At 68.5% G+C, this 12,653-nt stretch carries 12 protein-coding genes; 2 read left to right on the top strand and 10 right to left on the bottom strand.

Annotation, left to right across the window (positions count from 1 at the left end):
• Positions 1-63 precede the first annotated feature (63 nt).
• The gene (locus tag ACFTZB_RS15680) at positions 64-864 is read right to left on the bottom strand and encodes a hypothetical protein (RefSeq protein WP_378432754.1); all 801 of its coding nucleotides are present in this window, start codon (positions 862-864) and stop codon (positions 64-66) included.
• A 116-nt stretch (positions 865-980) separates the two neighbouring features.
• Positions 981-2,420 (bottom strand): proline--tRNA ligase, encoded by a 1,440-nt coding sequence (gene proS / locus ACFTZB_RS15675; protein ID WP_378432753.1) that lies wholly within the window; start codon positions 2,418-2,420, stop codon positions 981-983.
• A gap of 289 nt (positions 2,421-2,709) precedes the next feature.
• Between proS and ACFTZB_RS15670 the strand changes: the two genes are divergently transcribed.
• Together ACFTZB_RS15670 and ACFTZB_RS15665 are read left to right on the top strand one after the other, a co-directional pair.
• A complete protein-coding gene (locus ACFTZB_RS15670) occupies positions 2,710-2,874 on the top strand; it encodes a hypothetical protein (RefSeq protein WP_378432751.1) in 165 nt (54 codons plus the stop codon).
• 30 nt (positions 2,875-2,904) lie between these two features.
• Positions 2,905-4,023, top strand: a complete 1,119-nt coding sequence (locus ACFTZB_RS15665) for a metallophosphoesterase (RefSeq protein WP_378432750.1) — start codon at positions 2,905-2,907, stop codon at positions 4,021-4,023.
• 23 nt (positions 4,024-4,046) lie between these two features.
• On the opposite strand, the gene ACFTZB_RS15660 is transcribed toward ACFTZB_RS15665, so the two are convergent.
• From ACFTZB_RS15660 to ACFTZB_RS15625, 8 genes are read right to left on the bottom strand one after another with little or no spacing between them, the layout of a single operon-like run.
• Positions 4,047-6,038, bottom strand: a complete 1,992-nt coding sequence (locus ACFTZB_RS15660) for an acetoacetate--CoA ligase (RefSeq protein ID WP_378432748.1) — start codon at positions 6,036-6,038, stop codon at positions 4,047-4,049.
• Between the two features lie 29 nt (positions 6,039-6,067).
• Positions 6,068-6,919, bottom strand: a complete 852-nt coding sequence (locus ACFTZB_RS15655) for a fumarylacetoacetate hydrolase family protein (protein ID WP_378432747.1) — start codon at positions 6,917-6,919, stop codon at positions 6,068-6,070.
• 40 nt (positions 6,920-6,959) lie between these two features.
• Entirely contained in the window at positions 6,960-8,210 is a 1,251-nt protein-coding gene (locus ACFTZB_RS15650; protein ID WP_378432746.1) for an MFS transporter, read from the bottom strand.
• A 6-nt stretch (positions 8,211-8,216) separates the two neighbouring features.
• A complete protein-coding gene (locus ACFTZB_RS15645) occupies positions 8,217-8,816 on the bottom strand; it encodes a nuclear transport factor 2 family protein (protein ID WP_378432745.1) in 600 nt (199 codons plus the stop codon).
• Positions 8,809-9,915, bottom strand: a complete 1,107-nt coding sequence (locus ACFTZB_RS15640) for an amidohydrolase family protein (protein ID WP_378432744.1) — start codon at positions 9,913-9,915, stop codon at positions 8,809-8,811. Before ACFTZB_RS15640 ends, ACFTZB_RS15645 begins: the two co-directional genes overlap by 8 nt.
• Complete coding sequence (locus tag ACFTZB_RS15635; RefSeq protein ID WP_378432743.1) at positions 9,912-10,403, bottom strand: flavin reductase family protein; 492 nt, start codon at positions 10,401-10,403, stop codon at positions 9,912-9,914. Before ACFTZB_RS15635 ends, ACFTZB_RS15640 begins: the two co-directional genes overlap by 4 nt.
• 35 nt (positions 10,404-10,438) lie before the next feature.
• The gene (locus ACFTZB_RS15630) at positions 10,439-11,389 is read right to left on the bottom strand and encodes a VOC family protein (RefSeq protein WP_378432742.1); all 951 of its coding nucleotides are present in this window, start codon (positions 11,387-11,389) and stop codon (positions 10,439-10,441) included.
• A gap of 35 nt (positions 11,390-11,424) precedes the next feature.
• On the bottom strand, positions 11,425-12,639 hold the full coding sequence (locus tag ACFTZB_RS15625; RefSeq protein WP_378432740.1) for an acyl-CoA dehydrogenase family protein: 1,215 nt from the start codon (positions 12,637-12,639) through the stop codon (positions 11,425-11,427).
• Positions 12,640-12,653: the final 14 nt, after the last annotated feature.

The following is a 12,653-nucleotide window of genomic DNA, read 5'->3' as shown; positions in this document are numbered from 1 at the left end:
CCGCACCTCACCCCCAGGTGAGTGGCAAAGTGTGCCCGGGCACGCTTTGCCACTCACCTGGGATCAGCGGGACCGCACGGGGAGCAGCGGCGGCCAGGGCCAGTGCTGCGCGAGGCGACCCCGGGCCCGCAGGAAGCCGAGACCCAGCACCAGACCGAAGATCAGGTGCCCGATCAGCGACAGCGTGATCGTCGTCGGCGTCAGCGGGAACATGTCGCGCTGACCGCGCGCCGACAGCGCGACCGTGCCGATGAGCCCGGCCCAGACCGGGAACACCGCGAACGTGACGAACGCGAGAATGACGGTGCGACTGGACCGGTGCTGGAGGCCGAGCGCGAGGGCGATGAGGAAGAAGGCGATACCGATTCCGCCGCCGTCGCCGAAGTACCGCCACAGGTATCCGACGATCGCGCCGGTCCGGGTGTCGGTTCCCGAGTGCAGCCAGGTGCCCATCTTCGGGATGAAGTCGCCCCACAGGCCGAGCAGATACACGGTGTCGAGGCGGAAGACGTCGTAGGCCAGACACGCGAACATTCCCCAGCCGAGGCCGTGGCCGACGATGCGGTCGATCGGGTGCGGGGCGAACACGCACAGCACGGCGAGCGATGCTGCGAGCGGAATGATCACGAGCGCACCGGTGGTGTTCATCGGCACGACGCCGAACACCTGCGCGGAGATCGCCAGCAGCGGCAGGGACGCGAGCAGCAGGTACAGGCCGATCCGCGCGAACGTCCAGTGGTGACGGACCGGCTTCGGGACGGATTCGACGACGGGCGAGTCGGCGGGTAACCCAGCGGACGAGACGAGGCCCGGCGGATCGTGTTCGTGCATGTCGCGGACGGTGGTGCCGAAGATGCGGGGCATACGGGGGTTCCTTTTCGGTCGAGGGACTTGGCGGGGTGGTCGGTTTTCCGAGTTCCCAGCGTCCTTCGAGCGCCTGCCATCCGAATAGTCCCCCGAGGGGTGGTGATCGGCACCCCTCAATAGGCGCGTCCGAAGACCACCCGCTTCCCGTACGCCGACGTCGCCCCGCACCGCACGCACACCCCTGTCTCCGGTTCGCCGTCACGGGGTACGCACCGCGGGGTGGCGGCCGTGCGGGACTTGATCTCGTCCTCGCAGGTGGCGCTCCCGCAGTGCAGTGCGAGTGCCCACCCGGTCGACACCGCATCGGCGAACCGCTCCCAGTCGTCGACGGTCCGAGTGTGGCTGTCGCGGAACGCAGTCGCGCGAGCGAGGAGGAAATCCTGGAAGTCGTCCAGGACCCCCGGCAGGGTCGCGGGCAGGGAGTCGATCGGCACGGCCCGCTTGCCGTCGTCGCCGAGACGTTTCACCATCATCGCGTTGCCCGCCTTCAGATCTCGTGGACCGAGTTCGAGCCGGACCGGGACGCCGCGCAACTCCCACTCGTTGTATTTGTACCCGGGTGTGAGTTGGGGTCGGGCATCGACGTGGGTCCGGACACCCGCAGCCCGCAGGCGACGAGCCAGGTCTTCGGCCGCGTCCCCGACAGCAGCGTCGCCGCCGCGGGTGATCGGCACGATCACCACCTGGTACGGCGCCATCCGGGGCGGCAGCACCAGGCCCTTGTCGTCGCCGTGGGTCATGACGATGCCACCGATCATTCGCGTACTCATCCCCCAGGACGTCGTGTGACACAACTCTTCTCGACCGTCCTCGGCGGTGTAGCGGATGTCGAACGCCGACGCGAAATTGGTGCCCATGTAATGGGACGTGCCGGATTGCAGCGCCCGGCCGTCCCGCATCATGCCCTCGATCGTGTACGTCGCCACCGCGCCGGCGAACCGTTCACCGGGTGTCTTCTCACCCGGGACGACCGGAATCGCGGCCCACTCCCGCGCCACCTCGTGATACAGGTCGAGCGCGAGCATCGTCTCGCGGCGGGCGGCGGCCTCGTCGGCGTGCGCGGTATGCCCCTCCTGCCACAGAAATTCTGTGGTGCGGAGAAACATTCGTGGCCGCAGCTCCCACCGCACCACGTTTGCCCATTGATTCAACAACAGCGGCAGATCGCGGTACGAGCTGATCCATTTGGCCATCATCTCGCCGATGATCGTCTCCGACGTCGGCCGCACGACCAGCGGTTCTTCGAGCTTCTTCCCGCCGGCGTGGGTGACGACCGCCAGTTCCGGGGAAAACCCTTCGACGTGTTCCGCTTCCCGGCCGACGTAGCTCTCCGGAATCAGCAACGGGAAGTACGCATTGTCGTGACCGGTGTCCTTGATGCGACGGTCCAGTTCGGACTGCAGCAACTCCCACAGCCGGTACCCGTATGGCCGGATCACCATGGTGCCCTTGGCCGGACCGCGGTCCACGAGCCCGGCCTTGAACACCACCTCGTTGTACCAGAAGGCGAAGTCCTCGCTCTGGGCGATCACACCGCGTTCATCCCGTGCCATGCCCACGCAGATTACTCGGCCGCCCGTGGGCGGGCACTTCAATTTCGGTGACGGAGCTGAGTCCACCACTGATGCCTCGTGCACGCACGCTAGGGGGATACTGGCAGCACCTGCCTCGGCGTGGCACGAACATGTTGAATAGGCGGTGCGGGGTAGCCATCCTGACGGACGGGGCGAGCCCGGTTCTCACGTCCTGCACACCGTAAGACACCGATACGAGGGAAAGTCATGACTAACGCACCGACGCCACAGTTCGCACGCGGCAGTGCCAAACGGCGACGCGGCGGCCATGACATCGCTGTTCACCGGCGACGCGGTGCTCATCGACGCGGACCGGCGTTTCGAGGGGCGCGACGCCATCCGCAGCGGCTTCGCCGAACCAGAGGTCGCCGGCTACACCATCGGCGCCGGAGGCACGAATGTTCCACCGTTGCATTGCATTTCGGGCAGTTGATTGTGGATTTCGCCAACCGAAAGTGAACCTGTGCAGCAAATGATCTTGGTGGGCGTTGCTGTCGCTCTCGTCCACGGACTGTTGTACTGGCGGTTGGTCGCCGCGCCCGGATTGCCGGGGTGGGCGCGGATTTCCGCAGCCGTATTCCTGAGTGCGCTCGGGATCTTGGCGGTGATCGCGGTCGGTGCGGGCAACACCTTCGCGCCAGGTCCGGTGCGACCGCTGGTCTGGTTGGGACAGACGTGGTATGCGGTGCTGTTCTATCTCCTCCTCGGCCTGATCGTGATCGGCGTTGTCCTGGTGATCGCGCGGTTGGCCGGCTACTCGCGCCGCAGTCGGCTGCTACAGGCGCTCTCGGCGCTGGTGGTCGTCGCGTCCGTCGGAACCGTCGCCTACGGCGTTGCCGAGGCCGAGGACATCCGAATCGTCGAGGCTCAGGCACGTTTCGCCGATCTTCCACCGCAACTCGACGGGCTGCGCATCGCGGTGGTGGGAGATCTGCACGTCGGTGCCGCCCGCGGTCCCGAATTCACCGAACGTGTCGTCGAGTTGGTCAACGCACAACGCCCCGACCTGATCGTCCTCCCGGGCGACCTGCTCGACGGTTCGGTCGAACTGGTCGGGCCGGATGTCGCACCCATCGCAGGCTTGAGATCCGAATACGGGACATTCGGTGTCGCCGGCAATCACGAGGGGTACGTCGACGATGTCGGCCAGTGGATGGACTTTTGGGAATCGCTCGGCATCGAGACCCTGCGCAACCAACGCACCGAAGTTCCCATCGATGGCGTGACCATCGAGATGGCCGGCGTCTATGACTACGACGCGAAAGAGCCGTACGCGGCGGATATCGATGCCGCACTCGCGGGACGTGACCCCAGTCGATTCACCATGCTGATCGCGCATCAGCCGCTGCAGGCGATCGAAGCCGGCGATCGCGGGGTGGATTTACAGTTGTCCGGCCACACCCACGGTGGCCAGATGTGGCCCTTCGTCTACCTCGTGCGCATGGTCAATCCCACCGTGTCCGGACTGGATCGAATCGGGGACCTGCAGATCTACACCACCCGAGGCGCCGGAGCGTGGGGGCCGCCGGTCCGGGTCGGTGCACCGCCGGACATTTCGATCCTCACCCTCCGGCGCGGCTGACAGCCGACAAGCGCCGGCGCTCGTCACGACTGCACCTGCCGGGGAACGAACCGGGTGAAGTAGTGCAGGGATGCGGAGTCGTCGACGGTGTCGCTGCCGACGACCTTCTCGACCGGGGCGCCCTGCAGCAGGCGTTTGATCGGCACCTCGAGTTTCTTGCCGGTCCGGGTGTGCGGGATGGCGGGGACCGCGATGATCTCGTCGGGGACGTGGCGGGGCGAGGCCTGGGTCCGGACGGCGGTGACGATGCGCTCACGAAGGTCGTCGTCGAGGTCGGCGCCGTCGGCGAGGACCACGAACAGCGGCATCCAGTACCCGCCGCCGGCGAGTTCGGCACCGATCACCAGCGCCTCCCGGATCTCCGGGAGATCCTCGACGACGTCGTAGATGTCTGCGCTGCCCAGGCGCACTCCCTGCCGGTTGAGGGTGGAATCGGACCGGCCGGAGATGACGACGCTGCCGCGTGCGGTGACGGTGACCCAGTCGCCGTGCCGCCAGACGCCGGGATACGTACCGAAGTAGGCGTCGCGATAGCGCGTGCCGTCGGGGTCGTTCCAGAAGTGGATCGGCATCGACGGCATCGGTGTGGTGACGACGAGTTCCCCGACCTCGTCGACGACCGGGGTGCCGTCGGCATCCCATGCGGCGAGCGCGACCCCCAGCAGCGGTGCGGAGAGCTCGCCCGGCCATACCGCCGTGGTGGGGGCGCTGCCTGCGAAGCCACTGACGACATCGGTGCCACCGCTGGTCGAGGCGACCTGCACGCGTTTCCCGACGTGGTCGCGGACCCAGTGATACGACTGCGGCGGCAGGGGTGCACCCGTGGATCCGATGAGACGCAGCGCCGACAGGTCGAGGTCTCGGCCGGGTTCGAGACCGGCCTTCGCGCACCCGAGCAGGTACCCCGGACTCAGCCCGAGGACGCTGACGCGGTGCTCGGCGGCAATGTCCCACAGCCGCTGCGGATCCGGGTGGGCGGGACTGCCGTCGTAGAGGACGATGGTGGCACCGACCAGAAGACCCGAGACGACCATGTTCCACATCATCCAGTTGGTGGTGGTGTACCAGAAGAGCCGCTCCCCGGCCCGGAGATCGTTGTGCAATCCCAGCAGTTTGTGGTGGTCGAGGATCACGCCGCCGTGTCCGTGCACGATCCCCTTCGGCAGTCCGGTCGTTCCCGAGGAGAACAGCACCCACAGGGGCGCGTCGAAATCGACGCGCACGAAGTCCGGTTCGGCGTCGACGGCAGTCACGTCGTCCCAGAACGCAATTTGCGCGTCGTCGCCGCCGAAGGGAAGTCCGAGCACGGGGACGTGCACCGTTCTGCGGAGGGTGGGCAGTTGCCGGACAAGCTCGGCGACGTCACCGCGGCGGTCGTGGACGCGACCGTTCCACCGGTATCCGTCGGCGGCGAAGAGGATCACCGGGTCGAGTTGAGCGAACCGGGACGCGGCACCCGACGCCCCGTAGTCCTGGCCGCACGCGGACCACACCGCTCCGATCCCCGCGGTCGCGAGGAACGCGACGACAGCGTGGACGGTGTTGGGAAGATACCCGACGACGCGGTCACCCACCCCGACACCCTGGTGGCGCAGCCACGCCGCGACGGACGCGACCTGCCTGCGCAGCTGCGCCCAACTGATCTCGGTGGTGACGCCGTCCTCGGAAATGGAGACGACGGCGGCCTCGGACGAGTCACCGTGGCGCAGGGCGTGTTCGGTGTAGTTGAGCCGGGTCCCGGGGAACCACCGAGCACCCGGCATGGCGGCGTCGGTGAGTACTTCGCCAGTGTCGCCGTCGGCGGCGATGTCGAAGAAGTCCCACACCGCCGACCAGAACGCGGACGGTTCCCCGACGGAGAAGTTCCAGAGGTCGTGGTAGTCCGGGTAGGCAGCACCGGTGCGGGCGGCGGCGAAGTGCGCGAACTCGGTGATCCGTGCCCGCGCCGCGTGCTCGGGGTCCGGTGTCCAGATCGGTTCCGGCACGGTGCCGGTGGTGGTCGTATGGGTGTTCATCCCAGTCCTTGCGATGCTCGTGGGTGTGGTCACGGCGCGGTCATGGCGTTGCGGAGGGTCCCGACGCCCTCGACCCAACTGGTGAGGACGTCGCCCGGCCGCAGGAACTTCGGGGGTTTGCGGGCCCCGCCGACACCCGAGGGGGTGCCGGTGAAGATCAGGTCGCCGGGCAGCAGCGGGCACACCGCCGACAGGTGTGCGACCAGTTGGGGGACGGTGAAGATCAGGTCCGACGTGCGCCCCTTCTGGAGGACTTCGCCGCTGTCGAGTGCGCACCCGATCTCGAGATCGTCCCGGTCGGGCAGTTCGTCGACGGTCACCAGTTCGGGGCCGATGGGAGCGAACCCGCGGTACGACTTGCCGAGGGAGAACTGCGGCGCAGGTCCGGCCAGTTGCAATCGCCGTTCGGACAGGTCCTGGCCGACGGTCACTCCGGCGATGTGGTCCCACGCGGCGGCGGCGGCGACGAAGTCGCATCGAGTGCCGACGACAGCGACGAGTTCGACCTCCCAGTCGACGGTGTCGGCAGGCAGGGTGACGGGCTGGTCGTGCCCCGTCAGACTGGTGGGGAATTTCGTGAACACCGGAGGAAAGGACGGGCTTTCGAGTCCCGACTCGGCGGCGTGGTCGTGGTAGTTGAGGCCGATGGCGAACACTTGCCGCGGCCGGGGAACCGGCGGCCCCCACAGCGTCTGTTCGGTCGCCTCGATCACCGGGTGGCTGCTGGTGTCCAGGCGGGCCGCCCAGTTGGTGAACTCCGCCCAGACGTCGTAGACGGACTGTGGGTCTGCGCAGAAGACGCCGCCACTGGCCTGTTCGACGTCGATGTAGCCGTTGTCGGCTGCGAGGGTGAGCCGTCCGTCGAGATTGGCGATTCTCATGTCTGTTCTCCTTGCGTGGTTTTCGGGAAGGAAGGGGGTCTCAGGCGTCGGCCGGGACGGTCGTGTTCGCCGGCGCGGGCGCGGGGTGACGGCTGGTGAGAACGGCGAGACTGAGCAGGGACGCGAACACCGCGATGCCCGCGAACACCGAGAAGTTCGCCAGCGCGGGGAGTCCCGCAAGAACTCCGCCGAGCATCGGTCCGAACACGCCGCCGATCCGGCCGATGCCCCCGATGAATCCGAGCGCGCTGCCGCGGACGTGTGCCGGAAAGTGCAGTGCGGCGAACCCGTACACGACCGGCTGAATCCCGACGGTGCCTGCGCCGGCGAGGAGCAGGGACAGGTACAGGATCGGTTGCGGCAGGGGCATCGAGAGTCCGAAGATGGCGACAGCGCCGATCGCGAAGCCTGCGATGGTGATACGGCGCCCGCCCACATGGTCGGCGGCCCAGGAACCGGTCGCGCTGCCGGCCATCGCCCCGATGCTGAAGACGATCAGGAACACCAGCGACGAGCCGAGCGAGTACCCGGACGACTTCATGATCTGCGGCAACCACGTGAGCAGTCCGTAGGACAGGATCTGGCAGCACCCGGTGACCACCACGAAACCGGCGAGGGCCCGTGCGCCACCGTCACCGAGCAACGCCCGCAACGATACTCCCCCATTCTGCCGGGGCGCGGTAGTCGTCACGGCGATGTCCGGTGCCCACGTCCGCAACTTCGCCGCACCGATCGGCACGACGGTCAGCAACGGGATCACCCCACCGATGAGGAACACCGCCCGCCAGCCGCCGCCTTCGAGGAAGGCCAGCGCGCTGAGCGCCGCCACGATGCCGCCGACCGGAAGTCCGGTCAGCATCACCCCGTTGAGGAAGTTCCGCCGGTCGTGCGGTGCGACACTCATCGTCAGTGCGATGGCCGCCGGGCCGAGGCCTCCCAGGCCGAGTCCCGCGACGAAGCGTGCGACGCCCAGGAGTTCCGCGGTCGGGGCGGCGGCGCAGAGGATCATGCCGACGGAGAACCACGTGACGCACACGAGGAAGAGGCGGCGTGCACCGAAGCGGTCGGCCAGCATCCCGGCCGCGATCGACCCGAGGCACATGCCCGCGATGGCGGTGCCGGCGATCACCCCGATCCGGGCCGGGGTGAGTCCCCAGTCCGGATCGGCGAGGAGATCCGGTATCGCCGCACCGAAGATGGCGAGGTCGTACCCGTCGGCGGAGATCGCGATGAATGCGAGGACCGCGACGCTGACGAAGGCGGGCACACGCAGTCGTGGAGTGGTGGTCATGGGGTCCTATCCCTGGGGTTCGTGAAGCCAAGTGTGATGGGCCGCAAGGTATCGATCGACGAGATCGGGGCGGTCCGGGCCCGGCAGGTCGGGGCCGATGGTGTATCCGGCGACGTCGAGTAGCGCGGCGAGGTACCTGTACGGGCGATCGACGGGGAACGCGACGCCCGCCAACGCGGTCACGTCTGCGGCCGGGTCCACCGGGGAGACGACGTCCTTGTAGTAGAGCATCGTGAGATCGGTGATGCGCCACGCCCCGTCGGTCTTGATCAGCCGCTGGTAGAGCCGGCCGTGCGACGCGACGTCCAGTTCGACGCCGGCGAGGGTTCCGCGCGCGTGCACCGTAGTTCCCTCGTGCGCGAGTGCCCGCTCGCCGACGATGTCCACGCTGGGCGCACCGACCAGGTGGAAGCCGCGGCTGCCCCGGTCGTGCATGGCTTTCGAGGCGTCGACGAATTCGGCGCCGGTTCCGGTGAACCAGCTGAGGCTGACACGCGACTCGGGGGCGAACGCGGAACGCATCCGGTCCCATTGCGCGGTGTCGCGCCCGGCTCGCTCGCGGAGGACGACGTCGATCACCGCGGCGGTGTCCGAGGGGTCAGGCACGGGTACTCCGATCGGTTGCGGCCCGCGGGGCCGGGGTGTGTTCGACACCGCCGCACCAGATTCGTTCGATGTTGCGGGTGGCACGGATGTCGGCGAGGGGGTCGCCGTCGACGAGGATCAGGTCGGCACGCAGACCGGGTTCGACGACCCCGCGGTCGTCGAGACCGAAGTGGCGGGCGGGCAGAACGGTCGCCGCACGCAGCGCGTCCACCGTCGACAGGCCGGCGGCGACGAGCAGCTCGAGTTCGTGGTGCAGGCTCTCCCCGTGCGCGACGAGTTGGGGCAGGCCGGGCTGCAGCGCGGCGTCGGTACCGGCCAGCACAGGCACACTCGCCCGGTGGAGAGCGCCCACGCCGGCGGACGCGGCGGTGAACGCGCCGGGATTTCCGCGCAGCGTCGCGAGAGCCTGCATCATCGACAGGGTCGGCACGGCGACGCGGCGCCCACTCACCATCCTGGCCACGACGTCGTCGCCGAGCGGTTCCCCGTTCGGGATGTGGGTGAGGATGTCCGCGCCCACGTCGAGCGCCAGTTCATAGGCTCCCGTCGAGGATGCGTGTGCGACAACCAATGTGCCGCGACGGTGCGCGGCCTCCACGACGGCGTGCGCGACCACCGGGTCGGGGCCGCCGTCCCCGGGGGCTTCGAGGACGATCTTGACGTAGTCTGCCCCCTCCGCCACTCGCGCCGCGACGAACCGGTCGGCGGCGTCCCGGTCGGACACCAGGGCCTCGGCGGGCATCCCGAAGTGAGAGTGCGGACCGGCCGGACCGATCACCGGGATACCCGGACTGCGGATGTCGGTCAGCCCGTCGACGCCGCGCAATGAGGTCACCAGCGACGCCGGCCAGGTGGCCATGTCCAGTCCGGTGGTCACTCCCCACGAGCACAGCTGTTCGAGGGTGTCGAGTCCGTGCAGGTGGATGTGGGCGTCGATCAACCCGGGCAACAGCACCGCCCCTCCGGCGTCGACGATCCGTGCGCCGGCCGGGTCGGTGCCGATCACCGTGCCGTCGACGACGACGGTGCGTGGCCCGGACAGCGTCTGCCCGTCGAAGACCCGGACCCCGACCAGTGCCGTCCGGTCCGCCGTGATCACGAGGTCGCGCCGGCGAGCGCCGGCAGTGCCGCGTGGGTGCCGAAGGTCCGCCGGCTGTACACCAGCGGCGTGGCGTCGGTGGCCGAGCAGTCCCGGACCGTTCCGAGGAGCAGGGTGTGGTCGCCGCCCGGGATCTCCGCGGCCACGTCGCACCGCAGCCACGCGCTGCTGCCGGTCAGGCACGGCAGCCCGTCGACGAATTCCCATGCCACACCCGCGAACCGATCGTCGTGTCGGCTCGCGAAGCGGGTCGCGGCCTCGTGCTGTCCGGCGGCGAGGACGTTGACGCCGAACGTGCCGGTCTCCCGCACGAGGGCGAGTAGCGCCGACCTGTTGTCGAGGGCGACGGTGATCATCGCCGGTGACATGCTCAGGGAGGCGAGCGAGCTGACCGTAGCGCCGTGCGGGGTGCCGTCGCGGTGGGCGGTGACGACGGCGACGGGCCCGGTGACCGTGGCCATGGAGTTCTTGAACTGGTGTGCATCCATCGGACTGTTCCTCTCTTCCGTGGGCTGTGCGGGAATCACCCGTGCACTCCGGTCATCAGTTCGGCGAGATCCTCGGGTGCCAGGAACGACGGCGGGGGCGGTGGGCCCCAGTTGTACAGGGCACGAGCACCTTCCCAGTCGCGGGGCGTCCACAGCTGGTCGTCGACGATGCAGTCGAGGTCGGAGTAGTACTCGCTGAAATTCCCGGCCGGGTCCTTCAGGTACCAGAAGAAGTTGGACCCGATGTGGTGGCGGCCGAGACCCCACACGTGGCGCTGCGGGTCCTCGTCCAGCATCGCGGTGGCGCCGCGGCCGACCTCGTCGACGTCGTCGACCTGCCAACTGGTGTGGTGGAGCATCGTCACCGGTGCCGCCTGCACCAGGACGTTGTGGTGATCGGTCGAGCACCGCAGGAACGCGGCCATGCCGGGAACCCGGTCGCTGACCTTGAATCCGATGCCCTCGGTGAAGAACCGTTCGCTCGCCGGTTGATCGGTGGAGCCGATGACGACGTGCCCGAGTTTGCGGGGGCGGACCCGGCCGGTCCGCTCGATCGCGTCGGCGCGGGCGGCGTCGCGCCCGATGTTGCCGGGCAGGTTGTACGCGGGAAGAGCGAAGGGAGTCTGAATGATTCGGGATCCGATGACCACCCGGACGCGGACGTCGGTGCCCGGATCGACGACGGACAGTTCCGTCTCGGAGCGGGTCGGGTGCAGGTCCAGTCGCTGCAGGTTGTGCGTGATGCGGTCCAGATCGTCGGCGTCGTCGACCGCGACGTCGAGTCCGATCAGCCGGCGACGGTCGGGCACGGGAACCAATTCGAGTTGGTCGCCGCCGTCGCGGGTGGAGAAGGAGACGGCCTCGGTCCGGCCGGACACGCCGGCTGCCGGGGCGGTGCGAGTCAGGCCGAAATCGTCGTAGAATGCGGCGGTCTCGGCGACGTTCGGAACGCCGATCGTGACGCGGGTGAGGGTGTGCAGTGTCATGGGAATTCCTTGTGCCGGAGAGTTTCTGGGAGAACTCAGACGAAGGGGGATACCTGCTCGTCGATCCCGAGCAGGGCGCGCCCGTAGATCTCCTGGTTGATGTTCAGGTTGATGAAGGCGTGCCGTGAGCTGGTTTCCAGATCGCGCCAGATCCGCTGCAGCGGGTTGACCTGCGCGAAACTGCCCGCGCCGCTGACGTTGAGCAGGAGTTCGACCGCCTCGCGGCACAGGTTCGCCGCCTGCGCGGCGTCCATCCGCGCGCGTGCCCGTTCGACGACCGGCATCTGCCTGCCTGCGGCGGCCGCGGCATCGATCTCGTCTGCGCCGCGGAACGCGAGGAGGCGGGCCTGATCGATCAGCGAGCGGGCCGCGGCCATGTTCAGCTGGGTGGAGGGCGCGTCGATCGACCGCTGGTAGAACGAGTACGCGATCGGCTTGTTCTTCTGCAGCGTCGACAGCACCGCGTCGTAGGCGCCTTCCGCCATGCCGAGCACGGGTCCGACCAGCACCAGCGCCAGGACGGGTACCAGCGAGGAGTGGTACAGCGTTTCGTCCTGGAACTCGGAGGCGGTGCGCCCCTCCATCATGTCGGTGACCGACAGGATCCGGGCGTCGGGGACGAAGACGTCGTCGGCGACCAGGGTGTCGCTGCCGGAACCGGACATGCCCGCGACATACCAGGTGTCGTCGATCGACAGATCGGTCATCGGGATCCACGCCGACGCCGCCCCGACGGCCTCACCGTCGGTGTTCGTCAGGGGGATACCGACATTGGCCCAGCTCGCGTGGTGCGACGCCGACGCGAATCCCCACCGCCCGGTGACCCGGTATCCGCCGTCGACCCGGACCGAGGTCGAGGTCGGGGTGAACACGCCGCAGGTGGCGATGCGCGGATCCGCGCCCAGCACGTCCTGCTGCACCGACTCGGGATAGGCGCCGACGAAGAAGGACGTCACGTTGCTCAGCGTGGTGACCCACGCCGTGGAGCCGCACGACCGGCCGAGTTCCAGCGACACCTCCAGGAACGTGCGGAAGTCCTCCTCCGCCCCGCCGAAGCGTGCGGGTTTGGTGATGTCGAACAGGCCGGCTTCGCGCAGCGCCGCGATGTTCTCCTCCGGTACGCGGCGGTCCGCCTCGGCGCGCGCCGCGTTGTCGCGGAGCAGGGGGCCCAGCGCCCGGGCGGCGGTGACCAGGCGTTCCCGCTCGGAAACCGGCGACGTCGTGTGCGGGGCGGTGTCGGTGATCGTCATGGTGTGTCCTTCGG

It is taken from the genome of Rhodococcus sp. NPDC057014 (assembly GCF_042673295.1).
Taxonomy (GTDB): Bacteria; Actinomycetota; Actinomycetes; order Mycobacteriales; family Mycobacteriaceae; genus Rhodococcus_F.
This window is presented reverse-complemented; position numbering and strand designations above follow the sequence as displayed.